The sequence below is a fragment of the Hasllibacter sp. MH4015 genome (genome assembly GCF_020177575.1).
GTDB lineage: Bacteria > Pseudomonadota > Alphaproteobacteria > Rhodobacterales > Rhodobacteraceae > Gymnodinialimonas.
Genome location: NZ_JAHTBK010000001.1, coordinates 2,116,223 through 2,141,458, shown reverse-complemented (window position 1 = coordinate 2,141,458; position 25,236 = coordinate 2,116,223). Strand labels below are relative to the sequence as shown.

The 25,236-nt window shown below is 65.4% G+C and carries 25 protein-coding genes and 1 tRNA gene; 16 read left to right on the top strand and 10 right to left on the bottom strand.

Annotated elements, in window-relative coordinates; genetic code table 11:
• Positions 1-42: 42 nt before the first annotated feature.
• The 4 genes from KUW62_RS11010 (at position 43) to KUW62_RS10995 (ending at position 4,395) form a co-directional block, all read left to right on the top strand.
• Positions 43-1,047 (top strand): ABC transporter ATP-binding protein, encoded by a 1,005-nt coding sequence (locus KUW62_RS11010; RefSeq protein WP_224815525.1) that lies wholly within the window; start codon positions 43-45, stop codon positions 1,045-1,047.
• Complete coding sequence (locus tag KUW62_RS11005; protein ID WP_224815524.1) at positions 1,044-1,811, top strand: L-iditol 2-dehydrogenase; 768 nt, start codon at positions 1,044-1,046, stop codon at positions 1,809-1,811. Before KUW62_RS11010 ends, KUW62_RS11005 begins: the two co-directional genes overlap by 4 nt.
• Complete coding sequence (locus KUW62_RS11000) at positions 1,811-3,310, top strand: mannitol dehydrogenase family protein (RefSeq protein ID WP_224815523.1); 1,500 nt, start codon at positions 1,811-1,813, stop codon at positions 3,308-3,310. The genes KUW62_RS11005 and KUW62_RS11000 overlap by 1 nt, the downstream gene beginning before the upstream one ends.
• A gap of 95 nt (positions 3,311-3,405) precedes the next feature.
• Positions 3,406-4,395: a D-cysteine desulfhydrase family protein gene (locus KUW62_RS10995; protein WP_224817094.1), complete on the top strand. Its 990-nt coding sequence runs from the start codon at positions 3,406-3,408 to the stop codon at positions 4,393-4,395.
• 7 nt (positions 4,396-4,402) lie between these two features.
• Here KUW62_RS10995 and KUW62_RS10990 read toward each other — a convergent pair whose 3' ends face one another.
• Positions 4,403-5,110 carry a LysR substrate-binding domain-containing protein gene (locus tag KUW62_RS10990; protein WP_224815522.1) on the bottom strand — a complete coding sequence of 236 codons (708 nt, stop codon included), beginning with the start codon at positions 5,108-5,110 and terminating at the stop codon, positions 4,403-4,405.
• Between KUW62_RS10990 and KUW62_RS10985 the strand changes: the two genes are divergently transcribed.
• Complete coding sequence (locus KUW62_RS10985) at positions 5,103-5,237, top strand: hypothetical protein (protein WP_370632881.1); 135 nt, start codon at positions 5,103-5,105, stop codon at positions 5,235-5,237. The genes KUW62_RS10990 and KUW62_RS10985 overlap by 8 nt on opposite strands.
• Positions 5,238-5,321: 84 nt before the next feature.
• On the opposite strand, the gene KUW62_RS10980 is transcribed toward KUW62_RS10985, so the two are convergent.
• The 5 genes from KUW62_RS10980 to KUW62_RS10960 all read right to left on the bottom strand — a co-directional run bounded on the left by KUW62_RS10980 (position 5,322) and on the right by KUW62_RS10960 (position 10,005).
• Positions 5,322-5,396 (bottom strand) — tRNA-Glu (locus tag KUW62_RS10980).
• Between the two features lie 66 nt (positions 5,397-5,462).
• Positions 5,463-7,205 carry a single-stranded-DNA-specific exonuclease RecJ gene (gene recJ / locus KUW62_RS10975; protein WP_224815521.1) on the bottom strand — a complete coding sequence of 581 codons (1,743 nt, stop codon included), beginning with the start codon at positions 7,203-7,205 and terminating at the stop codon, positions 5,463-5,465.
• Complete coding sequence (locus tag KUW62_RS10970; protein ID WP_224815520.1) at positions 7,202-7,759, bottom strand: cysteine hydrolase family protein; 558 nt, start codon at positions 7,757-7,759, stop codon at positions 7,202-7,204. The genes recJ and KUW62_RS10970 overlap by 4 nt, the downstream gene beginning before the upstream one ends.
• 64 nt (positions 7,760-7,823) lie before the next feature.
• Positions 7,824-8,786, bottom strand: coding sequence for a class II fructose-bisphosphatase (glpX, locus tag KUW62_RS10965; protein WP_224815519.1), 963 nt, complete (start codon positions 8,784-8,786; stop codon positions 7,824-7,826).
• Positions 8,787-9,132: 346 nt separating this feature from the next.
• Positions 9,133-10,005, bottom strand: a complete 873-nt coding sequence (locus tag KUW62_RS10960; protein WP_224815518.1) for an AraC family transcriptional regulator — start codon at positions 10,003-10,005, stop codon at positions 9,133-9,135.
• Positions 10,006-10,164: 159 nt separating this feature from the next.
• Here KUW62_RS10960 and KUW62_RS10955 point away from each other — a divergent pair, with 159 nt between their 5' ends.
• A complete protein-coding gene (locus KUW62_RS10955) occupies positions 10,165-11,073 on the top strand; it encodes an aldo/keto reductase (RefSeq protein WP_224815517.1) in 909 nt (302 codons plus the stop codon).
• Between the two features lie 53 nt (positions 11,074-11,126).
• Positions 11,127-11,687, top strand: coding sequence for an SRPBCC family protein (locus tag KUW62_RS10950; protein WP_224815516.1), 561 nt, complete (start codon positions 11,127-11,129; stop codon positions 11,685-11,687).
• A gap of 108 nt (positions 11,688-11,795) precedes the next feature.
• On the opposite strand, the gene KUW62_RS10945 is transcribed toward KUW62_RS10950, so the two are convergent.
• Together KUW62_RS10945 and KUW62_RS10940 are read right to left on the bottom strand one after the other, a co-directional pair.
• Complete coding sequence (locus KUW62_RS10945; RefSeq protein WP_224815515.1) at positions 11,796-13,082, bottom strand: homoserine dehydrogenase; 1,287 nt, start codon at positions 13,080-13,082, stop codon at positions 11,796-11,798.
• 75 nt (positions 13,083-13,157) lie between these two features.
• Positions 13,158-13,406, bottom strand: a complete 249-nt coding sequence (locus KUW62_RS10940) for a hypothetical protein (RefSeq protein ID WP_224815514.1) — start codon at positions 13,404-13,406, stop codon at positions 13,158-13,160.
• A gap of 80 nt (positions 13,407-13,486) precedes the next feature.
• Between KUW62_RS10940 and KUW62_RS10935 the strand changes: the two genes are divergently transcribed.
• The gene (locus tag KUW62_RS10935; RefSeq protein WP_224815513.1) at positions 13,487-14,071 is read left to right on the top strand and encodes a TetR/AcrR family transcriptional regulator; all 585 of its coding nucleotides are present in this window, start codon (positions 13,487-13,489) and stop codon (positions 14,069-14,071) included.
• 16 nt (positions 14,072-14,087) lie between these two features.
• Here the strand turns inward: KUW62_RS10935 and KUW62_RS10930 are convergent, their stop codons facing one another.
• Positions 14,088-15,134: a fatty acid desaturase gene (locus KUW62_RS10930; RefSeq protein WP_224815512.1), complete on the bottom strand. Its 1,047-nt coding sequence runs from the start codon at positions 15,132-15,134 to the stop codon at positions 14,088-14,090.
• A 251-nt stretch (positions 15,135-15,385) separates the two neighbouring features.
• On the opposite strand from KUW62_RS10930, the gene KUW62_RS10925 reads away from it, so the two are divergent.
• From KUW62_RS10925 to KUW62_RS10915, 3 genes are all read left to right on the top strand, one after another.
• Positions 15,386-15,985, top strand: coding sequence for a TetR/AcrR family transcriptional regulator (locus KUW62_RS10925; RefSeq protein ID WP_224815511.1), 600 nt, complete (start codon positions 15,386-15,388; stop codon positions 15,983-15,985).
• 83 nt (positions 15,986-16,068) lie between these two features.
• On the top strand, positions 16,069-16,755 hold the full coding sequence (locus KUW62_RS10920) for a PspA/IM30 family protein (RefSeq protein WP_224815510.1): 687 nt from the start codon (positions 16,069-16,071) through the stop codon (positions 16,753-16,755).
• A gap of 27 nt (positions 16,756-16,782) precedes the next feature.
• The gene (locus KUW62_RS10915) at positions 16,783-17,058 is read left to right on the top strand and encodes a hypothetical protein (protein WP_224815509.1); all 276 of its coding nucleotides are present in this window, start codon (positions 16,783-16,785) and stop codon (positions 17,056-17,058) included.
• Positions 17,059-17,174: 116 nt separating this feature from the next.
• On the opposite strand, the gene glyA is transcribed toward KUW62_RS10915, so the two are convergent.
• Positions 17,175-18,470, bottom strand: coding sequence for a serine hydroxymethyltransferase (gene glyA / locus KUW62_RS10910; protein WP_224815508.1), 1,296 nt, complete (start codon positions 18,468-18,470; stop codon positions 17,175-17,177).
• Between the two features lie 208 nt (positions 18,471-18,678).
• Here glyA and KUW62_RS10905 point away from each other — a divergent pair, with 208 nt between their 5' ends.
• The 5 genes from KUW62_RS10905 to KUW62_RS10885 all read left to right on the top strand — a co-directional run bounded on the left by KUW62_RS10905 (position 18,679) and on the right by KUW62_RS10885 (position 25,236).
• Positions 18,679-19,446 (top strand): NAD kinase, encoded by a 768-nt coding sequence (locus KUW62_RS10905; RefSeq protein ID WP_224815507.1) that lies wholly within the window; start codon positions 18,679-18,681, stop codon positions 19,444-19,446.
• 96 nt (positions 19,447-19,542) lie between these two features.
• The gene (locus KUW62_RS10900; protein WP_224815506.1) at positions 19,543-21,819 is read left to right on the top strand and encodes an NADP-dependent malic enzyme; all 2,277 of its coding nucleotides are present in this window, start codon (positions 19,543-19,545) and stop codon (positions 21,817-21,819) included.
• Between the two features lie 70 nt (positions 21,820-21,889).
• Positions 21,890-23,446 (top strand): ATP-binding protein, encoded by a 1,557-nt coding sequence (locus KUW62_RS10895; RefSeq protein WP_224815505.1) that lies wholly within the window; start codon positions 21,890-21,892, stop codon positions 23,444-23,446.
• A gap of 63 nt (positions 23,447-23,509) precedes the next feature.
• On the top strand, positions 23,510-23,917 hold the full coding sequence (locus KUW62_RS10890; RefSeq protein WP_255598853.1) for a cytidine deaminase: 408 nt from the start codon (positions 23,510-23,512) through the stop codon (positions 23,915-23,917).
• Positions 23,918-23,925: 8 nt separating this feature from the next.
• The gene (locus KUW62_RS10885) at positions 23,926-25,236 is read left to right on the top strand and encodes a thymidine phosphorylase (protein ID WP_224817092.1); all 1,311 of its coding nucleotides are present in this window, start codon (positions 23,926-23,928) and stop codon (positions 25,234-25,236) included.

Sequence of the window (25,236 nt, the reverse complement as noted above, 5' to 3'; positions counted from 1 at the left end):
CACGCGTGCTGCTCGCCGTAAGGGACTGAAAGGAAACACGTTATGGGAAAGATTTCACTTGAAAACGTCCAGAAGAAGTTCGGCGACGTGGAAGTCATCCCGCCGCTGAACCTGGAGATCAATGACGGGGAATTCGTCGTATTCGTCGGCCCCTCGGGCTGCGGCAAGTCCACGCTTCTGCGCCTGATCGCGGGGCTGGAGGATGTGACGAGCGGCCAGATCGACATCGACGGCGAAGATGCAACGATGGTCCCGCCCGCCAAGCGCAAGCTGGCAATGGTGTTCCAGTCCTACGCGCTTTACCCGCATATGACCGTGCGCAAGAACATCGCGTTCCCGATGCGCATGGCGGGTATGGATCAGGCGGAGCAGACCCGGCGGATCGAGAATGCGGCGGCGGCGCTGAACCTGACGGATTACCTGGATCGGCGCCCGGGGCAGCTGTCGGGCGGTCAGCGCCAGCGGGTCGCCATCGGCCGTGCCATCGTGCGCGAACCGGCGGCATTCCTGTTCGATGAACCGCTCTCCAACCTCGATGCGGCGTTGCGCGTGGGGATGCGGATGGAAATCTCCGAGCTGCACAAGAAGCTCGACACCACGATGATCTACGTCACCCACGACCAGGTCGAAGCGATGACCATGGCCGACAAGATCGTGGTCTTGCGTGCGGGCCATATCGAGCAGGTCGGCTCCCCGCTGGACCTTTACCGTGCGCCGCGCAACACGTTCGTCGCGGGCTTCATCGGCTCGCCCAAGATGAACCTGATCGACGGCGCGGCGGCGGCGGAGCATGACGCCACCACCATCGGGATCCGGCCCGAACATCTGGACGTGTCGACGACGGACGGCAAATGGCAGGGCAAAGTGGGCGTGGCGGAGCACCTTGGCTCGGACACGTTCATCCACATCCATGGCATTCCGGGATGCGACCCGATGACCGTCCGCGCGGGCGGTGAGGTGAGCGTCAAGCACGGCGACACCGTGTACCTGACGCCGCAGCTTCAGCACCTGCACCGTTTCGATGCCGAGGGACTGCGGATCGCATGACACGGTTGGCGTGCAAAGGCGCATTGATCACCGGGGCCGCACGCGGCATCGGGCGGGCCTTTGCCGAGACCTATATCAGCGAAGGCGCCCGCGTCGTGATCGCCGATATCGACCTGGACCGGGCCCAAGCGACGGCGTCCGAGATCGGCGCGGTGGCGGTGCAGATGGACGTGTCGGACGTGGCCAGCATCGACAACGGGGTCGCGGCGGCGGCCGAAGAACTCGGCCGGATCGACATCCTGATCAACAACGCCGCGATTTTCACGGCCGCCCCGATCGTGGAAATCACGGAGGCCAATTACACGCGCTGCTTCGACATCAACGTGCGTGGCACGCTTTTCACCCTACAGGCCGTGGCCCGCCGGATGATCGCCGACGGCAAGGGTGGCAAGATCATCAACATGGCCAGCCAGGCGGGTCGGCGGGGAGAGTCCCTGGTCGCGGTCTATTGCGCCACCAAGGCCGCGATCATCAGCCTGACGCAATCCGCGGGCCTGAACCTGATCGAACATGGCATCAACGTGAACGCCATCGCCCCCGGCGTGGTCGACGGGGAGCATTGGGACGGGGTCGATGCGTTCTTCGCCAAGTACGAGGGCAAGGCACCGGGCCAGAAGAAGCGAGAGGTGGGGGCGGCGGTGCCGTTCGGGCGGATGGGCAGGGCCGAGGATCTGACGGGCATGGCGGTCTTCCTTGCCTCCGCCGAGGCGGATTACATCGTCAGCCAATGTTACAATGTAGATGGCGGCCAATGGATGAGCTGATGAAAGACAATGTTCGCTCCGATACGCCCGTTCCGCTCGGATGGGATCGGTTGGACGCGCTTGCCGGGCATATCGACACGCCACGCTACCGCCCCGAAGACCTGAGCGCCGGGATCGTCCATATCGGTCTGGGCAATTTCCACCGTGCCCACCAGGCGTGGTATCTGCATCGGCTGATGCAGCAGGGCAAGGCACTGGATTGGGCGATCATCGGCGCGGGGGTGCGCAGCTATGACGCGAAGATGCGCGACAAGCTGGCGGCCCAGGATTACCTGACCACCTTGATCGAATTGTCGCCCGGCCGCACGGGTGTGGAGGTCATCGGCCCGATGATCGACTACCTGCCGATCGAGGAGGGCAACGCCGCGTTGATCGCGCAGATGGCCGAGCCCGCGATCCGCATCGTGTCGCTGACCGTGACGGAAGGCGGCTATTACACCGACCCCGTGACCGGCGCCTTCGATGCCGACCACCCCGATATCCGGCACGACGTGGGCAGCCCCCATGCACCCGCTACGGTCTACGGCGCGATCGTGGAGGCGCTGCGCCAACGCCGCGCGGCGGGCCACGGTGCCTTCACCGTGCAAAGCTGTGACAATCTGCAGGGCAACGGCGATATCCTGCGCCAGACGGTGCTTGGGCTGGCCCGGCTGATCGACGATGATCTGGCCGATTGGATCGGGCAGGCGGCGGCGTTTCCGAATTCCATGGTCGATTGCATCGTACCGGCCACCGGCGCGGCGGAGATCGCGCTTGCCCAGAGCCATGGCATCGACGACGCGGCCCCCGTCTGCCACGAGGATTTCCGCCAATGGGTGATCGAAGATGCCTTCTGCGCCGGACGCCCGCCCTGGGAGGATGCCGGTGCCACCCTGACCCGGGACGTCCATTCCTTCGAGGCGATGAAGATCCGCATCCTCAATGCCGGCCATCAGGTCATCGCCAATGCGGGTGAGTTGCTGTCGCTGGACACGATTGCCGATTGCATGGCCGATCCCGATGTCGCAGCCTTGTTCGAGAAGGTGCAGCGCGAAGAGATCACGCCGCATGTCAGCTCCGTCCCCGGAACGACGCCGCTCGATTACCTGCGCCTCGTCCAGCGCCGCTTCGCGAACCCCGAGATCCGCGATACCACGCGCCGGGTCGCGTTCGACGGCTCCGCCAGGCACACCGGGTTCCTTTTGCCGGTGCTGCGCGACGCACTGGCAATCGGCAAGGATGTCGAGGGGCTGGCCCTGGTGGAGGCGCTTTGGGCGCGGATGTGCGAGGGCACGCGGGAAGACGGCACCGCCATCGCGCCGAACGATCCGTTCTGGGAGGAGCTGAATGCGGCGGCCAAGGCGGCGCGCACACGGCCCGAGGCGTGGCTGCAACAGGCGAATATCTACGGTGATCTGGCCGATGCCCCTGCGTTTCGCGATGCCTTTTCGCGCTGGCTCTCCCAGATCTGGGCCGACGGCACCCGCGCGGCGATCCGGGCCTATACCGGGCGAACCTGACCCGGGCTGCGGGTATCGCAGGGACGCGCGCACGCTCCGCATCGCATCGCGCCCTAGCCTGTTGCCATCGGCGACACGGCGTTTCACCATTGCCCATGCATCCGCGCCTGCCCATCGTCACGACCCCCACACCGCTTGAATATGCGGCGGTTCTTTCCGAACGGCTGGGGATCGACCTGCACATCAAGCGTGACGATCTGGCGGGGCCGAGCCTGGGCGGCAACAAGGCACGGCAGCTTGAATATTACTTCGGAGCGGCGGAGGTGGAGGGGGCCGATACGATCCTGATCACCGGCGCGGTCCAGTCGAATTTCGCGCGCCTTGCCGCCGCGATCGCCCGACGGCGCGGGATGCATCCCATCGTGCAGTTGGAACGCCGCGTGGCCGGAACCTCCCCGCTGTATCACCAAAGCGGAAACGTCCTCCTGTCGCGCCTGTTGGGGGCGGAGATCGTAGAATACCCCGACGGGGAGGATGAGGCAGGCGCGGATGCGGCCCTGCACGCCCGGGCCGACGCGTTGCTCCGCAAGGGCAAGCGCCCCTACATCATCCACCTGTCCGAGGGGCATCCCCCGCTTGGCGCGCTTGGTTACGTGGACGCGGCGCATGAGATACTGGCACAACGGGATGATTTCGATGTCTTCGTGGTCGCCTCGGGCAGCGGGTCGACCCATGCGGGGTTGCTGGCCGGTCTGCGCGGGGCGGGATGTGCGGTGCCGGTCATCGGATCATGCGTCAGGCGCCCGGCAGCCAAGCAGACGCCACGCATCGCGCGGGTGATGGCGCGGCTCAACGACCTCTATGACGGGGCGCGCGCCGTTGGCGATGCAGATATTTGGACCTGGGACGGTGCCCTTGCGCCGGGATACGGAAAACCCGGCCCCGATGCCCGCGCGGCGATGAAGATGATGGCGCGTTGCGAGGGCCTGATGCTGGATCCGGTCTATACGGCGAAAAGTTTCGCCGCCGTCCCCGTATTGGTGGAAAGCGGCGCAATCCCCAAGGGTAGCCGGGTCTGCTTCATCCATACCGGCGGGCTGGCGGCGCTATTCGCCTATCAAGACACCCTGTCCGAGCTGATCTGACGCTGCTTCAGGCCTGCTCCCTTCGGGGGTCGGCTCCGATCTCCGTGAGGTAGCGCCACACCTCCGCCTCCCACGCGAGGCGCGTGCTTGTCCCCAGGGCCGGGATCGCCCGGAAGCGGGGCCAGTATATGCCATAGCGATAGCGGAACGGCACGGAGAGGGGTTTGACGATGATGGCGTCGCCCGATCGTCCGCTTGCCTCGATATGGGTGGCCGTGAGCGGGTCGATGATCGCGGCGCAAAAGCCCGCTTCCACGAATTGCAGCACCGGCAGGAAGGTCTGGCTTTCCAGCACGACATTCAGCGGCAGGCCGGCTGCGTTCATCCGGTCGTTCAGCTTACCGCGCGGGGCATGGTCGCTTTGCAGCGTCCCCAGCGCGACGCCGGCCAGATCCTCAAGCGCAATGGTGTCACGACGGGCAAGGGCGTGGTCCGGGGGCAGGACGACGAAACATTGGCCCGAGATGACCTGGTAATCGTAAAGCGCCTCCCCCTCCGCGCTGGAAGGCGCATCGCCAAAGCCGAAATCAATGCTTTGCGCCTTTGCCAGCTCCTCGATCTGGGCCGAGCTTCTGGCAAACAGCGACAGGGACAGCAACGTCTCCGCCTCAGACAGCAGGTAATGGGCCTCCGGACGTGGGGACAGCTTGCGCCCGTCCTTCCCTGACAGCCTCCCCGCGATCGGCGAGGTCGCGGGCCATGCGGGGTTGTTCACGTGCTTCGGCCATTCCCATTACGGCCTGATGATGGCCCCCAAATCGGGAGAGATCGTGGCCGACCTGATCACCCGCCGCGGTCCGAACGCGGACCTGTCAGCCTACGACATCGGCCGGTTCGGGTAACTGGACGGAAAGTCGTGCGACAGGCGACAGCGAGCGCGGGTTCGAACGGACCGTCGCTCTTGGAGTGTAATGCTGAGGAAGAAGTGGCAGCCCGTAGGGGAATCGAACCCCTCTTTCCAGGTTGAAAACCTGGCGTCCTAACCGATAGACGAACGGGCCGCGTTTGGCGGTGAGGGGTGTCTAAGAAAACCGGGGCGATGGTTCAAGCGGATTCTTTCGCAAAATTCACTCCTCCGCCCAGGCCGCATCGTCGAGGCGCAGTTGCGCGCGGGTGCGGCCCTGCCAATGGTTCAGCTCCACCCGGCCTGCCACGTGGACCGGGCGTCCGTTATGGGCTTGCAGCGCGTCGAGGCCAAGGCGTGCGGCGTCAAAGCAGATCGCGTCGATGTTGACCGGGCCGCCATCGCCAAGGGTCAGTTTCAGATGTCCCTCTCCGACCGGGCGCGTGTGACGGATGCGAAGGGCGGGCATGGCGAAACGCGGGGCAGGGGCACCTGCGCCGTAGGGGCCCGCGGCCTCGATCTTGTCAATTAATTCGGGCGTTGCCGCGCCGGGCATGAGCGTGCCGTCAAGGCGCAGATCGCCGGGGCCGCCGGTGCCCGCGCCTTGCCTGGCCAGAAGCTCCGACAGGCGGGCCATGGCAGGCTCCAGCTGCGCCCGGCTCAACGACAGGCCCGCCGCCATCTTGTGGCCGCCGCCTTTCTCGATAAGCCCCTCGGCCACGAGTTTCTGGATCGACGCGCCAAGATCGACACCCGCGACCGAGCGGCCCGAGCCTTTGCCCGCCTGCCCGTCGAAACCGATGACGATCGCGGGGCGTCTCGTGTGGTCCTTCAGGCGAGAGGCGACAATGCCGACGACGCCCGGATGCCAGCCCTCCTCCGCCGCCCATACAAGGGGCGCATCAAGGCCACGCGCCTCCGCCTGTTCCATCGCCGCCGCGCGTACCCGCATTTCGATCTCCCGCCGGTCGGTGTTGAGCGTGTCGAGCCGTGCGGCCAGCGCCTCCGCCTCTGCCCGGTCGGCAGTCGAGAGCAGCCGCGCACCCAGATCGGCGGCCCCGATGCGCCCGCCGGCATTCACCCGCGGGCCGAGGACGAAGCCCAGGTGGTAGGAGGTCGGCGCGCGATCCAGCCGCCCGACATCGCTGAGCGCCACGAGCCCCGGGCGCTGGCGTCGCGCCATGACCTTCAGCCCCTGCACGACAAGCGCCCGGTTCACACCAATGAGCGGGGCGACATCGGCAACGGTGGCCAGCGCCACGAGGTCGAGCATGGCCATCAGGTCCGGGCCCGGGATGCCCGCGGCGCGCAAGCGGCGATTGCAGTCCACCAGCACCAGGAACACCACGCCGGCGGCGCAGAGGTGGCCGTTCACCCCATCCTCGTCCTGTCGGTTGGGGTTCACGACGGCGACACAATCGGGCAGGTCCGCACCGGCCAGGTGATGGTCCAGCACGATCACGTCCGCGCCCTTGGCGGCGGCAATCGGCCCGTGGCTGAGGGTTCCGCAATCCACGCAGATGATCAGGTCGTGGTCGCGTGCCAAGGCGGCCATCGCCTCGTCATTGGGCCCGTAGCCTTCGTCGATCCTGTCGGGCACGTAGAGCGTCGCGTCACGGTTCAGGCCCCGCAGCCACCAGATCAGCAGGGCCGCCGACGAGCCACCATCCACGTCGTAATCGGCAAAGATGGCGATCCGTTCGCCGCCCTGAGCGGCGCGGACGATCCGGTCGGCGGCCGGCTCCATGTCGCGCAGGCCCATGGGGTTTGGCAGAAGGTCCCGCAAGGCGGGGCTGAGGAAGCTGGCCGAGTCCTCGGGCGATACCCCACGGCGGGCGAGGATCGCGGCCACGGCCGGGTCCAGATCGGCACGTTGGATCAGGGTCTGGGTCAGCCGCGCGACGTCGTCGGATGGTCCGATCCATGTCCGCCCGGTCAGGGAATTCTCCACCCCCAAAAAGCTCATGGTCCCTCGGTCAGGATAGCGTCGGTGGCCATGGCGCGGGCGAATTCGCCGTGCAGATGGCTGATCGCGCTGTCGTGGATCACTTGCGGATCAAGCGGTGTCATGCCCGGCGACCAGTCGGTGGAGGCATTGGCCGCAAACGCCGCGCAGGCATCGTGGGCCAGTCGCACCGCGAACCCCAGATTGGCCGCCATCCGCGCAGTGGTGGAGACGCAATGGGGCGTGGTCAGCCCGCAAATCACCAGATCGCCGACGCTGGCATGGGTCAGGTGATCCTCCAGCTCCGTCCCGATAAAGGCGGAGTTGACGTGTTTTTCGAAGATCGGCTCATGGCCTTGGGGCGCGACGTCTGCCTTGAAGGCCGCGCCGTCGCCCACAAGCGGGCTGCCCGGTTCCACGCTGATATGGCGGATGTGGCAGATGGGCGCGGCGGCCTTGCGCCAGGCGGCCAGAAGGCGGGCGGCGTTTTCCTCTGCGCCGGGATTGTTGCGCGCGCCCCAACAAGGATCGTCGAAGCCGTGCTGGATGTCGATCAGGATCAGCGCGGAGGCCATCAGGGCGCGCCCCGAAAGTGGGGAACCGGTCTCCGGATAGGGATGCGCGTCAACACGGAACCCTTCAATGCCGGGGGTTCCGGTAGCTCATCCGCCGGACCGACCCGGTCTTGGAGCGCATCAGTATCGTCTCGGTCGTCAGGTGCGTCGGCTCCCGCTTGATGCCGGGCAGGATGGAGCCGTCGGTGACACCGGTGGCGGCAAAGATCACGTCCGCCGTGACCATGTCATCGCGGGAATAGATACGGTCGAGATCGGTGATCCCGGCCTTGGCGGCACGGGCCTTCTCGTCATCATTGCGGAAGGTCAGGCGGCCCCACATCTGCCCGCCCATGCATTTCAGCGCCGCCGCGGCCAGAACCCCTTCGGGCGCGCCGCCGAGGCCCATATACATGTCGATGCCCGTCTGCTCGGCCTCTGCGCAATGAATGACACCGGCCACGTCGCCATCAGTGATCAGCCGGATCGCGGCGCCGGTGTCGCGCAGTTCCGCAATCATCGCCTCGTGGCGCGGGCGGTCGAGGACGCAGACGGTGATGTCGGAGGTCGTGCATTGCCTGGCGGCGGCCAAAAGGCGCACGCGTTCGCCCGGGGTTTGGTCGAGCGATACGATCCCTTCGGGGTATCCCGGCCCGATGGCGAGCTTTTCCATGTAGACGTCGGGCGCGTGCAGCATGGAGCCGCGCGGGCCCATGGCGATCACGGTCAGCGCGTTGGGCATGTCCTTGGCAGTCAGGGTCGTGCCTTCCAGCGGGTCGAGCGCGATGTCCACGTCGGGGCCGGTGCCGGAGCCGACCTCCTCGCCGATGAACAGCATCGGGGCCTCGTCCCGCTCCCCTTCACCGATCACCACGACGCCCTTGATGTCGAGCTTGTTGAGCTGTTCGCGCATGGCGTTGACGGCGGCTTGATCGGCGGCCTTCTCATCCCCGCGCCCGATCCAGAGCGCGCTGGCGATGGCAGCGGCCTCCGACACGCGGGCGAGGCCGAGGGAGAGGGTGCGGTCGTTGAAGTCGGTCTTGGCCATGAAAGTCCCTTGCGCGATTGTCAGCCCCGTTTCCCCTGCCATACCGGGCGGGGGGAGGGGCGACAAGGCTGGGGGCGCTAACGGGGGCGGTCAGGTTCTGGTGCAGGTGGTATCACGTTGATCATTCATTAGTGAATGGAAACGGCCATTGAGGCACGTGCTCTATTCATCGCTGAATAGGTAGCCGGTGTGATGGGCACGGAGGGTATGGTTGGCAGCGGCTGAGGTGAACGGTGCTGGGGCGATGCTTCCGTTCGCCATTCGGTTCGCGAAATCCGTCTTGCGGGACGAAGGAAGCTTTCATTGAATGATACGATTGTCCGCTCTCGTAGGTGGGCTTCGTAGTCTAGGACGCGCGTGCAAGGTGATGTTTGGGCGAACATCCGAATTTGCGGGAATAGTCGCGGCTGAATTGCGTCGGGCTTTCATACCCAACTTCGAACCCCGCGAACGACACGGACGGGACGCCGCGTTCCAAAAGCGTGCGCGCCTCAATCATCCGCAGATCCTTTTGGTATTGAAGTGGGGTTGTGCCCGTCACGGATTTGAAGTGCTCATGAAACGAGGATTGGCTCATTCCGGCAACTTGCGCCAACTCGCCAACCAACAGAGGTTCCCGAAATCTGGCCCTGATCTGCTGGATGGATTTTGCGACACGGCTGGCATGGCTATCCACAGACAGAAGATTTCGCAACATGCCACCAATCGGTGACAGGAGGAGACGATAGTGGATTTCTTTCAAGATCATCGGGCCGAGGACTTGAGCGTCCATTGGCGCATCCATCAGCTCCAGGTAACGGGCCATCGGCTCGGTCCATGCAGGATCGGCTGGGCTCGCGGACAAGGACGTCGCGTGATCCTTGTGGGACACAGCTTCGCCGACCTGTTCGTACAGACCCCGCAGGATGCTCAAATCCAATGAGAATATGAGCGCGCGGTAGGGACGCTCCGCACTGGCTTGGGTGATCTTGGAGGCCACCGGCAAGTCATGACTGACCACGAGCACGTCGCCCTCTTCAAGTTCGATGACCCGTTGTCCAACGCTCATTTCTTTCTGTCCCTGTAGGATCAGACAAATGACAGGGTTGTAGACCACGGCTTCAAACGCAGTGACCTCTGTGCGTTGGAAGATATGGGCTGATGGCAGGATTCTACCGGAAGCCGCGATATCCCGTGCTTCCAGCTCTGCTGCCAGATGATTTAGCCGATCCAGTGACATCGGAAACTCCTTTCCCGACCCCTACCAACCCAGCAGGCCAAAATCACGCATTAACACCGCCGTTCGGAGGAATCGACAAGACTGTCGGAGAATCTGGCAGGACGCAAACGCGCCGTGTCCGTAGCTTTGGGTCGACCATGTAATTGAACGGAGCATCGCATGTCTGCATCGCAACCCACCTTCGCCCTGAACGCGGAAGCCGCCGTTCCCGCAGTCGGGTTCGGTACATACCTGATTTCGAATGACGATGCCGAAGGGGCAATTTGGTCTGCGATTGCGGCGGGGTATCGGCACATCGACACGGCCTCGGGATATCGGAACGAAGAACCTGTCGGTGCCGGGATCAGGCAGGGGCTGAACGCCGAGGGGCTGACCCGCGCCGACCTGTTCGTCACGGCCAAGCTTTGGCCGGGCAACCCCGCTTGGGGCGACGCGGCAAAGAGCGGTGCGCAAACCATCGAGGAATGTGACGCAAGCCTTGCGCGTCTGGGCTTGGACTACGTGGACCTGTACCTGATCCACGCGCCTTACGGTGGCGACTTGCGCCTTGAGCAGTGGCGCGCAGTGCTGGATCTGCAAGCCAGCGGCAAAGCCCGCGCGGTGGGCGTAAGCAACTTCAACGAAAGCCACCTTGATGAGATTGCCGAAGCCGGACTGCCAATGCCCGATGCCAATCAGATCGAGTTGCATCCATGGTCCCAGAAACCGAACCTTTTGGCCTTCATGGCCAAGCATGAGATCGCGCCAATCGCCTACAGCAGCCTTGTGCCGCTATCGACGTGGCGGACGGAGCCCGGTCAGGACAGCGCCAAGACCGACGAGATGAAAGCGGACGGCACAGCCTTCAAGGACATGGCCGAGAAATACGGCGTATCGGAAGCTCAGCTTCTGCTGCGGTGGGGTGTCCAGAGTGGTTACGCCGTGCTGCCCAAGAGCCTGAACCCGGAGCGGATGCGTCAAAATCTCGACCTCTTCTCTTTCTCAATCGACGATGCTGACATGGCCAAGATGGCGACCATGGACCGCGGCGACGGTGTTGCCTGGGCGTCCGGCGATCCCAGCAAATGATCGCCGACGCCTGTTTCACCTACGCAATCCAAACCGATACGAATGGAGTGATCATGAAGCTTTCCACATTTCTAGCCGCGAGCGCCCTTACCGCTGTCATCTCTACGCCGCTGTCAGCCGAAACCTCCTGCGACGCGACCTTGATGCACGGAAGCATCACACAGCTCAGCGCCACCCACGCAATTGTGGACACATCTGTTCTGATCGACGCCACCCCGGCGGCGGTCTGGGCCACGCTGACCGACTTCGACGCCATGGCAAGCTGGAGCTCCGGCACGCTTCAGGGCATGACCGGTGACATCGAAGATGGTGGACGCGTTACGATCACATTCATCTTTGGCACGACGGAGGACGGCGAACCCAACGTCATGACGATCCCCCACACTCTGATCTACGATGAAGGCAGCGTGATCGGGTGGTCGGACCCATTCCCGGAAGACATCGGCGGCGGCCATGACAACCACCTCTATCGGGTGGAGGCGTGTGGGGATCAGACCCTGTTTGTGCAATCGGACGAAATCGTGGGCAATCCCTATGCGGCGAACTTCGTGGCGCAATTGCTGCCGATGTACCAAGTGTTCAACGCCGAGCTGAAGGCCGAGGTTGAAGACTAATCGTAGGCGTTCTGTGGCAAATCCGACATTCGCGGGCTTGCAAGACAGCGAATGCGCGGGCCGATCCCGCCCTTCGCCGCGATCTGCGGGAAGGGCTTCGTCCCGGCCTCAGACGTCCTCGATCCTGAGCGCGACGGGATCACCGGCCACAACACCCGTGGCGGGCAGGGCGGCGAGGGCTGCGTCCAGGTCGGGGCGGGCGGCGCGGTGGGTGATGATGAGCACGGGCGCGTTGCTGGCGTCGTGGTCGTATTGGCGCATCCGGTCGATGGAGATGCCGTTTTCGCCGAGCGCGGTGGCGACCTTGGCCAGTGCGCCGGGTTTGTCGACCAGCTCCAGCCGCAAATAGAAGCAGGCGGGGCTTTCGGCGTTGGCGGGTGTGGCCTCGACCAGGCTGTCGGCGGGTTGGCCGAAGACGGCGAGGCGCAGGCCGCGCGCGATGTCGCAGATGTCGCCCATGACGGCGCTTGCCGTGGGGCCTTCGCCCGCGCCGGGGCCACGCAGGACGATCTGGTCCACCGCGTCGCCTTCGATCACGACCATGTTGGTGCCGCCGACAAGTTGGCCCAGCGGCGAGGTGGCGGGGACGAGGCAGGGTGTCATGCGCTGTTCCAGCCCCCGGCCCGTCATCTGCGCCACGCCCAGAAGCTTGATCTTGTAGCCCAGATCGCCCGCGCGGCGGATATCGTCGATGGAGACCTTGCCGATCCCCTCCAGCCGCATGTTGCCGAAGGCCACGCGGGTGCCGAAGGCGATAGAGGCGAGGATGGCGAGCTTGTGGCCCGCGTCGATGCCGCCCACGTCGAGGTTCGGGTCGGCTTCCAGAAAGCCGAGCCCGTCGGCCTCATCAAACGCCGCCTGGTAGGATAATCCGTCTTCGTCCATGCGGGTGAGGATGTAGTTGCAGGTGCCGTTCATCACGCCCATGACGCGGGTGATCCGGTTGCCGGCCAGCCCCTCCGTCAGGGACTTGATCACCGGGATGCCGCCGGCCACCGCGGCCTCGTAACGGAGCGCGCTGCCATTGCCCTCCGCCATTTCGGCGAGCGATTGGCCGTGATGGGCAAGAAGCGCCTTGTTGGCGGTGACGACGTCCTTGCCGAGGGACAGGGCGGCCTCCGTCGCGTCTTTGGCGGGGCCGTCTTCGCCGCCTATCAATTCCACGAACACGTCCACGTCGTCGCGTTTGGCCAGCGCGACGGGATCATCCTCCCACGCATAGGCGTCCAGTTTCACGCCCCTGTCCTTGCCGCGCGACCGGGCGGAGATTGCGGAAATCGTGATGTCGCGGCCCGTGCGCGCGCTGAGCAGGGCGGCCTGCCGCTGGACGATTTTCACAACGCCCACACCCACGGTGCCAAGTCCGGCGATACCAAGTCTGATTGGGTCGCTCATCTGAGCCTCCGGGCGCTTTTGCATGTCTTGGGCCGCTTTAGCGGACCCGGCGGGACGCTGCAACGCGGGCCGTGCCTAGAGCGGCATATTCCGCAGCCAGGCGGCGCGGCGGCGCAGGGCCTCCGCGCGGGCCTCAAGGCTCAGCCCTTCGCGTGCGGCGGCGCGGGGGGCGGGGGCGTCAACCTGGCTCAGCAGCGGGCCGAGCGGGACGAGTTGCGGATACTCGGCGGCGCGCGCCTCCACGCTCAGGCGCTGGTGCAATTCGGGCATTCCCGGCGCACAGGCGGCAAGGCTGAGACAAAGGAGGGCGAGGGCGGCACGCATGGGATATGGGTAACGCGCGCCAAGGGGACGAGTCCAGAGAGCGCGGTTGAATTGAACGCTCGTTCAGATACTCTTCGCCCATGGCCAGAACCCAGGGCAGCCACGCCGGAACCACCGGCCCGAAGGTGCGCGAGGCGGCGCTGCGGCTGTTCGCGCGCCATGGGTTCGCGGCCGTCTCCATGCGCCAGATCGCGGCGGAGGTCGGGGTGCAGGCCGGCGCGCTCTACCTCTACACGCCTGACAAGCAGACGCTTCTGTTCGAGCTGATGCGCGATCACATGGACGATCTGCTGAGCGATTGGGCCCCGCCCGGTGGCGGCCCGATGGCGGAGCTGGAGGATTTCGCCCGTCATCACATCCGCTATCACCTTGACCGCCCGGACCTGGTGTTCATCGCCTATATGGAGCTGCGCAACCTCGCGCCCGGAAATTTCGTGGTGATCGAGGGGCTGCGAAGGGATTACGAGAACCGGTTGGAGGCGATCCTGCGCGCGGGGCTTGCGGAGGGCGCGTTCGACATCGCGGACCCGAAACTGGCGACGATGGCGCTGATCTCCATGCTGACGGGGGTGACGACATGGTTTCGCGACGATGGCCGCCTGACCCGCGCGGATGTCGAAACGATCTATTGGGAGATGGTGCGCAAGGTGGTCCGCCCGGAGTGAGGGCCGGGCGGGGAAGTCATTCCGCCGGGACGATCGGGGGCACGACCTGCCGTTCCTTGGGAAACGGCACCAGACGCTCCGCATCCTCGTCCCAGAGCTTCAGGGTGAAGGAGCGCAGCGCCTCCCCCCAGCCGATGGTCTGCACGTCGTAATGCTTGCGCAGGGCGCGGTGGCACACGCGCAGCCGGTAGGAGGGGATGTTCGCGTTGAAATGATGGATGTCGTGATAGGTGATGTTGGCGACGGCCAGATCGAACCACCACCCCAGATCCAGCGCGGAGGAGCCCTGGAGCGCGGCGCGCGCCGGGTTCAGGTCCGGTTTGCGGTCCCACCACGTATCCTCGAAATTATGCTGAAGATAGACGAGGAAGACGCCCAGACAGGCCGCCACGAAAACGGTCCCGCCATAGACGATCAGGCCCGGCACACCGGCAAAGGCCCAGATCAGCGCGATCCAGCCCGCAAGGGCCAGGTTGTGCAAGATGACTTGGCGCGGCGCGATGCGACCGGCATTCTTGGGCCAGCGATAGGCGAAAACATAGGTAAAGAGCCCGCCGATCGGAATCATGAGGGCGGGATTGCGGTAGAGGCGGTAGAACAGGCGCTTTTTCCAGTCGGCCGCATTCCATTCGCGAAGCGTCATGGTGAAGATCTCGGTCGTGTCCCGCTCTTCAAGATTGCCGAGATGGCTGTGATGTTCGTTGTGGTTGTGCTGCATCACGGCAAAGGGCGTGAGCGTGAAGGTGCTGAGCGCGTGGCCCGCCAGCGTGTTGAGCCGGGCGGTGGAGAACAGCGAATTGTGCCCGGTATCGTGTTGCAGCACGTAAAGGCGCACGCCGGAGGCCGCGTTGATGACGATCAGGGGAACAACCAGCCACCAGGTCGGCCAGGCCGTGATTGCCAGCCACAGGGTCAGGAAATAGACGGCGAAGGTGCCAAAATAGCTCAGCGCGGCAAGGCGATCGTCGCGCCTGGTCCAGTCGCGCACGAAGCGGCGAATCTCACGCTCCGCTTCCTTGCGGTAATTGGGCGTAATCTCGGGACGGGTCGGGGAGGCGTGCATGGGTCCGGTCCAGGTCTCGAAAGCAAAAAATGGTCTACGATCTTGCCCTAAGGCGTGAGAGGCGCGTGGGTGAACGCCCGGGGATGCATTTAGGTTCCGTTTACGATTGTGCAAAGTGCCATGGCAGGAGAAATGCTGCAACATGACCCCCGTTTTGCACAATGCTGCGCAAAACCCCGCCAATGCGATTGGAGGTTTTCCTTACCTCCCTCTGCCTGCTAGGGACTGAACCACGTTCAAGGAGAAGCAAGGTGGCAGGAAAAGTCGAAGCCCGAAAAGCGGCATTGCGCGAGAAACTCGTGGATTTGGCCGAGGCGCAGATCGCGGGGGAGGGGCTTGCCTCACTCAGGGCGCGGGAATTGGCGCGGCAGGCGGATTGCGCGGTGGGCGCGATTTACACCCATTTCGACGATCTGCACGCCCTGACGCTGGAGGTGAACGGACGCACCTTCGCGCGCCTGGGCGCCGCGGTGGGCGCGGTTGTGGCCGACACGAAACACGAGGCCCCGAACGACCGCCTGATCGCGATGTCCCATGCCTATCTGCAATTCGCGGGCGATCATCCGAAGCTGTGGCGCGCGTTGTTCGACGTGGAAATGCGGTCCGACGGGCCGGTGCCCGCGTGGTACGCGCAGGCGATGGCACAGCTTTTCGCCTATATCACCGCGCCGCTGTCGGAGATTTTTCCCGATTTCGATGACCGACAGCTCGATCTGATGACGCGCACCTTGTTTTCCTCGGTCCACGGCATTGTCCTTCTGGGCCTTGAAAACCGCATCTCCGGCGTTCCGGGAGAACAATTGCGCACCATGATCCGCCTGCTTCTGGAGCAAGTCGGGCAAAAAACCTGAACAACGTTCAAAAAAGTTCTTGAACATCGTTCAGGGAATCGCTACATCCAATTTGTGAACGTTGTTCAATTTTGGAGAAGACGATGTTGAGAACTTTGACCACGCTGTTCGACGGGGCAAATGCCCGGGCCGAGGAACGCCTGCGCGATCATTTCTGCATTGAATTGATTGACCAAAAGATCCGGGAGGCGGAGGCGAGCCTGAAGGCGGCGAAGTTTTCGCTGGCCTCGCTGATCCAGCGCGAACGTTCGGAAATGCGTCAGGTCACGGCGCTGGAGAACCGGATTTCCGACCTGACGAGCCGGGCGACGGACGCACTGTCCGACGGGCGGGAGGACCTTGCGACCGAGGCTGCCGGTGCCATCGCGCAGCTGGAAAACGAGCTGACCCTGCGGCGCGAGACGGTGCGGCGGCTGGAGAGCCGGATCTTGCAGCTGCGGCAATCGGTGGAGGCCGCCAACCGCCGGATTATTGATCTGAAACAAGGGGCTGTCGCGGCGCGCGCAGCCAAGAGGGAGGCCGATATCCAGAAGCGATTGGGCCGCCACGTGGCCCAGGACACGGCCTTCGAGGAGGCGGAGGCGCTGATCCAGCGGGTACTCAACCGCGACGACCCGTTCGAGCAGAGCCAGATCCTGAAGGAAATCGACCAGGGCCTGGACCGCACCGACATGGCCGACCGGCTGGCCGAAGCGGGCTTCGGCGATCCGACGAAATCCACCGCCGCCGACGTGCTGAGCCGTCTGCGGGCGCAAGCTGACACCAAGTAATCAAAGCACCGAACGAGGAGAAACGACATGTTTGACCGTCACCACAACACCTTGATCCTGAACCTGAATTTCATCGGCGTGGCGTTGGCCTACACGCTTCTGGGCCTGTCGCTGTGGCTGTCCACGGACGTGCCGCTGGCCACCAAGGGCTATTGGGCGATGGGGATTTTCCTGCTGACGCTGAGCCTGATTAACGTGGTCAAGTACCGCTTCGACATGCGGATGGACGAGGATCGGCTGAAGCGGATCGAGGATGCCCGCAACGAGAAGATGCTGGAGGAGGCGATCAAGGACGCCGCCTGATCCGGGTCGCCTGAGAAAAGCGAAACCGCCCCGGTATCTCCGGGGCGGTTTTGTTTGGGTTTGGTCGAACCCGTGGCCCGGCCGGGTAGATCAATGCTATATCAATCCGCCGGGGCTCAGAGGTTGGGGTAGAGCGGATACTTGTCGCACAGCGCCTGAACTTCGGCCCGGACCTTGGCTTCGACCGCCTCGTTCCCGTCCTCGCCATTGGCGGCGAGACCGTCCACCACCTCGACGATCCAGTCGGCGATCTGGCGGAACTCGGGCTCCCCGAAACCGCGGGTCGTGCCGGCGGGAGAGCCGAGGCGGATGCCGGAGGTGATGGTGGGCTTTTCGGTGTCGAACGGGATGCCGTTCTTGTTGCAGGTGATGTGCGCGCGGCCGAGCGCCTTTTCAGTGGCGTTGCCCTTCACGCCCTTGGGCCGCAGATCGACCAGCATCAAATGCGTGTCGGTGCCGCCGGTGACGATATCGAGGCCGCCCTTCATCAGCTGATCGGCCAGCGCCTGTGCGTTGGCGATCACTTGGCTCTGGTAATCCTTGAAGCCGGGGCGCAGCGCCTCACCGAAGGCCACGGCCTTGGCGGCGATCACGTGCATCAGCGGCCCGCCCTGGATGCCGGGGAAGATGGCGGAGTTCACCTTCTTCGCAATAGCTTCCTCATTCGTGAGGATCATGCCGCCGCGGGGGCCGCGCAGGGTTTTGTGGGTGGTCGTGGTGGCGACATGGGCATGGGGGAAGGGGGAGGGGTAATGGCCCGACGCCACGATTCCCGCGAAATGGGCCATGTCCACGAGGAGGTAGGCGCCGACGGAATCCGCGATCTCGCGCATCCGGGCGAAGTCGATGATGCGGGGGATGGCGGAGCCGCCCGCGATGATCATCTTGGGTTTGTGCTCGGTCGCCAATTCCGCGACCTGGTCGTAATCAAGCTCCAGGTCCTGCTGGCGGACGCCGTACTGGATCGCGTTGAACCACTTCCCCGATTGGTTGGGCTTGGCGCCGTGGGTCAGGTGACCGCCCGCATCGAGGGACATGCCGAGGATCGTGTCGCCCGGTTGCAGGAGCGCTGTGAACACGCCCTGGTTGGCCTGCGAGCCGGAATTGGCCTGCACATTGGCGAAATCGCACCCGAACAGCTGCTTGGCGCGGTCGATCGCCAGCTCCTCCGCGATGTCGACATACTGGCACCCGCCGTAATAGCGGCGGCCCGGATAGCCCTCGGCGTACTTGTTGGTCATCACGCCGCCTTGGGCTTCCATCACGGCGGCCGAGACGATGTTTTCCGACGCGATCAACTCGATCTCGTCGCGCTGGCGGCCCAGTTCCTTGCGGGTTGCCGCGAAAATCTCCGGGTCGCGGGATTCCAGGCTTTCGGTGAAAAAGGTCTCGTCACGGTGGGCGGCGTTCATGGAACTCTCCTTGGGCGCTTGGGGCAGGCTTGCTGCGCGATGTAGGGCAGATTGCGCCTGCGGGGAAGGGTGGAACGCGACGCGATGGGCGTGCAAACCGGCAAATCGGGGCCGCTGCGCGGGCAGCGTGTCGCCCATGCGGGATTGTGTTTCCCATGGGCGCGCGCAATGCTTGATCCCGACGAGGCACGACAGGGAAGGGTCCGCCATGCCGGCTGCGCGCAACATCGCGTTCATGGCGTCCGATACGCCGCTGGCCCAGGAGGCCAAGGCCCGGCTGGATGCGCGCTATGGCACGCACAGACCCGAGGATGCGGACGTGATCGTGGCCCTGGGCGGCGACGGGTTCATGCTGGCCACCTTGCACGGAACTCAGGATCTGCCCGCCCCGGTCTACGGAATGAACCGCGGCACGGTCGGCTTCTTGATGAACACCTACGGGGAAGACGGCCTGATCGACCGGCTGGAAGCGGCGGAGGAGGCGGTCATCAACCCGCTGCACATGAAAGCGACGGGCGTGGACGGCAAGGTCACGGAGGCGCTGGCGATCAACGAGGTGAGCCTGCTGCGCGCGGGGCCACAGGCCGCCAAGCTGCGCATCCATGTCGATGGCAAGCAAAGGCTGGATGAATTGGTCTGTGACGGGGCGCTGGTGAGCACGCCCGCAGGCTCGACCGCGTATAATTACTCCGCCCACGGGCCGATCCTGCCCATCGGGGCGGATGTGCTGGCGGTGACGGCGGTGGCGGCGTTCCGGCCCCGGCGATGGCGGGGGGCCCTGCTGCCCAAGGGCGCGATCGTGCGCTTCGAGGTGGTGGAGCCGGAAAAACGCCCCGTCATGGCCGATGCCGACAGCCGGTCGGTCAAGGCGGTTGCCGATGTGGTGATCCGGTCCGAGCCGTCGGTGGAGCATCGCATCCTGTTCGATCCGGGACACGGGCTGGAGGAACGGTTGCTGCGCGAGCAGTTCCAGTGACGTTGCCCGGGCGGCGCGCAGGTGTCGCAGGGTAAAGTGCGGCGGCGGGTGGTAGAGACCGTTTAACGTTAAACAACCTTGGGGAGGGGTGTTGGGATGAGCGACGACAATCCGGTTGGCCTGCGCGAGGCGGCGCTGCATTACCACGAGAACCCGCGCCCCGGTAAGCTGGAGATCCGGGCCACGAAGCCGCTGGCCAATGGCCGCGACCTGGCCCGCGCCTATTCCCCCGGCGTGGCGGAGGCCTGCCTTGAAATCAAGGCAGATGAGGCCAATGCCGCCCGCTATACGTCGCGCGGGAACCTGGTTGCGGTCGTGTCCAACGGCACCGCGGTTCTGGGCCTTGGCAATATCGGCGCGCTCGCCTCCAAGCCGGTGATGGAAGGCAAGGCGGTCCTGTTCAAGAAATTCGCCAACATCGATTGCTTCGATATCGAGGTGAACGAATCCGATCCCGAAAAGCTGGCCGATATCGTCTGCGCGCTGGAGCCGACCTTCGGCGCGATCAACCTAGAAGACATCAAGGCACCGGATTGTTTCATCGTTGAACAATTGTGCCGGGAGCGGATGGGCATCCCGGTCTTCCACGACGACCAACACGGCACGGCGATTGTCGTGGGGGCGGCGGCGACCAATGCGCTGCACGTGGCGGGCAAGCGGTTCGAGGACATCAAGGTCGTCTCCACCGGCGGTGGCGCGGCGGGGATCGCGTGCCTGAACATGCTGCTCAAGCTAGGCGTTAAGCGGGAAAATGTCTGGCTGTGCGATATCGACGGCCTGGTCCATGAGGGGCGCGCCAATTCCACGCCCCAGAAAGATGCGTTCGCGCAAGGGGACGCGCCCGCGACGCTGGGCGATGTGATCGGGGACGCGGATTTGTTCCTGGGCCTGTCCGGCCCCGGTGTGCTGACGCCCGAGATGGTGCAGCGCATGGCACCGCGCCCGATTATCTTCGCGCTGGCCAATCCCACGCCCGAGATCCTGCCCGACGCCGCAAGGGAGGTGGCACCGGACGCGATCATCGCCACCGGGCGCAGCGATTTTCCAAACCAGGTCAACAACGTGCTGTGCTTTCCGTTCATCTTCCGCGGGGCGCTGGATGTGGGCGCGACGCAGATCAACGACGCGATGCAACTGGCCTGCATCGAGGGCATCGCGGAACTTGCGCGTGCCACGACCAGTGCGGAAGCGGCGGCCGCCTACAAGGGCGAGCAGCTGACCTTCGGGGCGGAGTATTTGATCCCCAAACCGTTCGATCCGCGCCTGGTCGCGGTTGTGGCGGGCGCGGTGGCGGAGGCGGCGATGGAATCGGGCGTGGCCACGCGGCCCCTGGAGGATATCAAGGCCTATCGCGCGAAGCTGAACCAGTCGGTCTTCAAATCGGCCTTCATCATGCGCCCCGTCTTCGACGCCGCCGCTACGGCGGAGCGAAATATCGTCTTCGCGGAGGGGGAAGACGAGCGGGTCCTGCGCGCGGCCCAGGCGATGGTGGAGGAGACCACAGACAAGCCGATCCTGATCGGACGGCCCGACGTGATTGCGGCGCGGATCGAACGGGCGGGCCTCGTAATCCGGCCGGAGCAGGATTTCGAGCTGGTGAACCCGGAAAACGATCCCCGCTACCGCGATTACTGGGAGACCTATCACAAGGTCATGGCACGCAAGGGCGTCTCCCCCGACCTGGCGCGCGCGATCATGCGCACCAACACCACCGCGATCGGCGCGGTCATGGTCCATCGCGGGGAGGCGGATTCGCTGATTTGCGGCACCTTCGGGCAATATTCGTGGCACCTGAATTACATCCAGCAATTGCTGGGCACCGATGGCTGCCACCCGGTCGGCGCGCTGAGCCTGATGATCCAGGAAGACGGGCCGCTGTTCATCGCCGACACCCATGTCCACCCCACGCCCACGCCCGAGCAGATCGCGGAGACGGTGGAAAGCTGCGCGCGCCATATCGGGCGGTTCGGGATCGCGCCGAAGATCGCGCTGTGTTCCGGCAGTCAGTTCGGCAACCTCGACAGTGACAGTGGGCGGCGGATGCGCGCGGCCCTCGATATCCTCGACGCGCGCGGGGCCGATTTCTGCTACGAGGGGGAGATGCACGTGGATGCGGCGCTCGACCCCGAATTGCGTGCACGCATCTTCCCGAATTGTCGGCTGGAAGGGGCGGCGAACGCGCTTGTCTTCGCGTCGACCGATGCGGCGGGGGCCACGCGCAACATCCTCAAGACGCGGGCCAACGGCCTGGAGGTCGGGCCGATCCTGATGGGGATGGGTAACCGTGCCCATATCGTCACCCCGTCGATCACGGCGCGGGGATTGCTGAACATCTCCGCCCTCGCGGGCACGCCGGTCAGCCATTACGGGTGACACCGGGCCATTGAAGGGGCCGCGCGGGGGCTGCTAGGGTCGGGTGAAGGCTGAGCGGAGCGGAGGTTCCATGGCGTCCAATGTCGATGCATCCGACCTCACCCCGGTGACGATCCCCGAGGGCATGCAGATGCACGATGCGTTGCAGCACCTGTCCCACGATATCCGATCCGCCATGTCCGACGTGATCGGGGGCTTGCGGCTGGTGGAGATCGGGCGGCTCGACCCCACGATGCAGACCCAGATGGCGCGGGTGCGCGCCGCCGCCGATACGCTGGCCGCCCTTGTCGATGACGCGCTGATGACCGCCGCGGGTGAAGGCACGCGGGGGCCGGGGGCGGGGCCGGTGGGCTTGGCCGAATGGCTGGAGACGTTGCGGGAGCGTTGGACCGGACGCGCGGCGGAGCGCGGTGGGACGTTCACGATGCGAGAGGCGGGGGATTTGCCCGAGCTGGTGCGCGTGTCGCCCGTGGCATTGGACCGGATCGTGGCGAATTTGGTGGGCAACGCGCTGATCCACGGGCGGGGCGCGGATGTGCGCCTGGACGTGACGGCGACGCGCGAGGCGGGGCTGATCCTGCGCGTGGTCGATACCGGGCCCGGCTTTCCCGACACGATCCTGTCGGCCCTGGCGGAGGCGCGGGCCACGCGGGCCACGGGGGCCACGGGCGGCACCGGCATGGGATTGCAGATCGCCCGCGCGCTGAGTGCGGAGATCGGGGGCGAACTGTCGCTGGGCAACGATCCTGACCGGGGCGGCGCGGTGGCGGAATTGCGGATCGGACCAGACGCGCTGGATTGGGACGGCGCGGGCGCCCCGGACCCGGCACCGGGCGCGACGGAGGAGGCCCTGCCGGATCTGTCGGACCTCAGCATCCTGGTGGCGGAGGACAACCTGACCAACCAGATGATCCTCGACAAGATGCTGACGCGGATGCGGGCGCGGACCACGTTCGTCGCCGATGGCCACGCGGCGCTTGCGGCCCTGCGGAATGGCGGGTTCGACCTTGGCCTGATCGACATCGAGATGCCGGGCCTGTCGGGGCTGGAGGTGATGGAGCGCGCGCGCGCCGATCCCGAGCCTCTGTGCCGCCTGCCGCTGGTGGCGATCACGGCCTACGTCCTGCGCGACAACCGAGAGGCGATCTACGAGGCGGGCGCGGACGGGATCATCGGCAAGCCCATCGGGCAGATCGCCGAATTCGGCAACGCGATCCTGCGCTATGCGGGGCGCATCGGGCCGGACAGCGCCCCGGACCCGACCCGAATTCCCATCGACTCGGTCGCGTTCGATCGGGGGCGCCTCGATGCGCTGCTGGAGGCGGCGGGGCCGGAGGATCGGGCCGAATTGCTCACCCGGCTGGTCGCCGACCTGCATTCGGTGCGCGATGCGCTTGGCATCGGGGTCGCGGCGACGGACGCGGCGCAGATCCGCTCTCAGACCCATATCCTGATCGCCATCTCCGGCGCGGTGGGCGCGCGACGCCTGTGCCAATTGGCCGAAAGCCTGAACATCGCTGCGAAACGCGGGCGGACCGACCAGCTTGCGCCGTTCCACGCACCTTTGCGCGACGATCTCGACCGGCTCCTGGAGGTGATCGCGGCGTTACAGGACGCGCCGGGTTGAGCATCTTGCGCTTGGGGATCATGCGCCCCAAACTGCACAAAACTTCAGCAAGGACCCGGTGCCATGGCAGAGCAGATTGCATTGATCGACGAAGCGGCGCGGGTGCGAGAGAATGCCCACGCGCCGTATTCGAAATTCAAGGTGGGCTGCGCCCTGCGGTCCACCGACGGCAATTTGCATGTCGGATGTAACGTGGAAAACGTGGCCTATCCCGAAGGCACCTGTGCGGAGGCCGGGGCGATTGCCGCGATGATCGCGCAGGGCGACACGCGCATCACCGAAATCGCCGTCATCGCCGATAGTCCCACGCCCGTCCCACCCTGCGGCGGTTGCCGCCAGAAGCTTGCGGAATTCGCCGATGGCGACGTGGTCGTGACGCTTGCCACCACGGCGGGCCTGTCGGAGCGGACCAGCGTTGCGGCGCTTCTGCCGGGATCGTTCGATGCGGGCCACATGGCCAAGGTGACGTGAGCCGCGCGATGTTCGACGCGCGCAGCATCTTGTCGAAATTGCGCGACGGCACGCGCCTGTCGGAGGCGGAGATGTTCTGGTTCGCCGAGGGCCTGGCCAATGGCGAGGTGAGCGATGCGCAGGCCGGGGCGTTTGCCATGGCGGTTTGCCAGCGGGGTCTTGGTGAGGAGGGGCGCGTTCACCTGACCCACGGGATGCGCGAGAGCGGGCTTGTGCTGAAATGGCGGCTGGACGGGCCGGTGATCGACAAGCATTCCACGGGCGGCGTGGGGGATTGCGTGTCCTTGCTGCTGGCGCCGGCCCTGGCGGCGTGCGGCGCGTTTGTCCCGATGATCTCGGGCCGCGGGCTGGGGCATACGGGCGGTACACTCGACAAGTTGGAGGCGATCCCGGGTTACACGAGCAATATCGCCACCGACGATTTGCAGGAGATCGTGGCCGATGTCGGCTGTGCCATCGTGGGGGCGAGTGCCGATATCGCACCCGCCGACAAGCGCCTTTACGCGGTGCGCGATGTGACGGGGACCGTGCCGTCGGTGGACCTGATTACCGCGTCGATCCTGTCCAAGAAGCTGGCCGCGGGGTTGGAGGCGCTGATCCTTGACGTGAAGTTGGGGACGGGCGCCTTCATGGGGACGGAGGCCGATGCGATTGCGCTGGCCCAGGCGCTGGTCGGCACGGCGCAGGGCGCGGGCTGCATGACCTCGGCCCTTGTGACCGACATGAACCAGCCGCTGGCCCGGTCCGCAGGCAATGCGCTGGAGGTGATCGAGGTGATGGAGGCCCTGACCGAGCCGGATATGGAGGCGCGCCTTGTGCGCCTGACGATTGCCTTGGGCGGAGAGGTTCTGGCCCTGGGCGGGCTGGCTGCAGATGCCGCCGACGGGGAGGGGCGGATCGCGGCGGCGCTGGGCGACGGGCGCGCGGCGGAGGTGTTCGGAGAGATGGTGGCCGAACTGGGCGGGCCTGTCGATTTCGTGGAACGCTGGCCGGACCGTCTGCCCGCCGCGCGGGTGATGATGGATGTCCACGCGACGGAGCCCGGCCATGTCACCGGCGTGGAGACCCGCGCCCTGGGGGAGGCGGTGGTGCACTTAGGCGGGGGACGCTTGCGCGCCGAGGACCGGATCAATCCCGCCGTGGGCCTGTCGGACATCGCCGAGATCGGAACGCGTGTGGATGATGCGGTGCCGCTGGCGCGCATCCATTGCGCGACGGAGGAGGAGGGCCGGAAGGTCGCCGCCGCCGTCCGCGGCGCCTTCACGCTGTCGGGGTCGCGCGTCGACGCGCCGCCCCTGATCCACGAAAGGATTGCCTGA

What these genes read in the sequence shown, in the direction of transcription:
- glpX (WP_224815519.1), bottom strand. Translation starts at nt 8,786, where the DNA reads ATGGCCAAGACCGACTTCAACGACCGCACCCTCTCCCTCGGCCTCGCC.
- KUW62_RS10970 (WP_224815520.1), bottom strand. Translation starts at nt 7,759, where the DNA reads ATGGCCTCCGCGCTGATCCTGATCGACATCCAGCACGGCTTCGACGAT.
- KUW62_RS10905 (WP_224815507.1), top strand. Translation starts at nt 18,679, where the DNA reads ATGCCGGCTGCGCGCAACATCGCGTTCATGGCGTCCGATACGCCGCTG.
- KUW62_RS11000 (WP_224815523.1), top strand. Translation starts at nt 1,811, where the DNA reads ATGAAAGACAATGTTCGCTCCGATACGCCCGTTCCGCTCGGATGGGAT.
- KUW62_RS10935 (WP_224815513.1), top strand. Translation starts at nt 13,487, where the DNA reads ATGGCCAGAACCCAGGGCAGCCACGCCGGAACCACCGGCCCGAAGGTG.
- KUW62_RS10945 (WP_224815515.1), bottom strand. Translation starts at nt 13,082, where the DNA reads ATGAGCGACCCAATCAGACTTGGTATCGCCGGACTTGGCACCGTGGGT.
- KUW62_RS10900 (WP_224815506.1), top strand. Translation starts at nt 19,543, where the DNA reads ATGAGCGACGACAATCCGGTTGGCCTGCGCGAGGCGGCGCTGCATTAC.
- KUW62_RS10895 (WP_224815505.1), top strand. Translation starts at nt 21,890, where the DNA reads ATGGCGTCCAATGTCGATGCATCCGACCTCACCCCGGTGACGATCCCC.
- KUW62_RS10995 (WP_224817094.1), top strand. Translation starts at nt 3,406, where the DNA reads ATGCATCCGCGCCTGCCCATCGTCACGACCCCCACACCGCTTGAATAT.
- KUW62_RS10940 (WP_224815514.1), bottom strand. Translation starts at nt 13,406, where the DNA reads ATGCGTGCCGCCCTCGCCCTCCTTTGTCTCAGCCTTGCCGCCTGTGCG.
- KUW62_RS10890 (WP_255598853.1), top strand. Translation starts at nt 23,510, where the DNA reads ATGGCAGAGCAGATTGCATTGATCGACGAAGCGGCGCGGGTGCGAGAG.
- KUW62_RS10960 (WP_224815518.1), bottom strand. Translation starts at nt 10,005, where the DNA reads ATGTCACTGGATCGGCTAAATCATCTGGCAGCAGAGCTGGAAGCACGG.
- KUW62_RS10885 (WP_224817092.1), top strand. Translation starts at nt 23,926, where the DNA reads ATGTTCGACGCGCGCAGCATCTTGTCGAAATTGCGCGACGGCACGCGC.
- KUW62_RS10955 (WP_224815517.1), top strand. Translation starts at nt 10,165, where the DNA reads ATGTCTGCATCGCAACCCACCTTCGCCCTGAACGCGGAAGCCGCCGTT.
- KUW62_RS10950 (WP_224815516.1), top strand. Translation starts at nt 11,127, where the DNA reads ATGAAGCTTTCCACATTTCTAGCCGCGAGCGCCCTTACCGCTGTCATC.
- KUW62_RS10930 (WP_224815512.1), bottom strand. Translation starts at nt 15,134, where the DNA reads ATGCACGCCTCCCCGACCCGTCCCGAGATTACGCCCAATTACCGCAAG.
- KUW62_RS10920 (WP_224815510.1), top strand. Translation starts at nt 16,069, where the DNA reads ATGTTGAGAACTTTGACCACGCTGTTCGACGGGGCAAATGCCCGGGCC.
- KUW62_RS11005 (WP_224815524.1), top strand. Translation starts at nt 1,044, where the DNA reads ATGACACGGTTGGCGTGCAAAGGCGCATTGATCACCGGGGCCGCACGC.
- glyA (WP_224815508.1), bottom strand. Translation starts at nt 18,470, where the DNA reads ATGAACGCCGCCCACCGTGACGAGACCTTTTTCACCGAAAGCCTGGAA.
- KUW62_RS10915 (WP_224815509.1), top strand. Translation starts at nt 16,783, where the DNA reads ATGTTTGACCGTCACCACAACACCTTGATCCTGAACCTGAATTTCATC.
- recJ (WP_224815521.1), bottom strand. Translation starts at nt 7,205, where the DNA reads ATGAGCTTTTTGGGGGTGGAGAATTCCCTGACCGGGCGGACATGGATC.
- KUW62_RS11010 (WP_224815525.1), top strand. Translation starts at nt 43, where the DNA reads ATGGGAAAGATTTCACTTGAAAACGTCCAGAAGAAGTTCGGCGACGTG.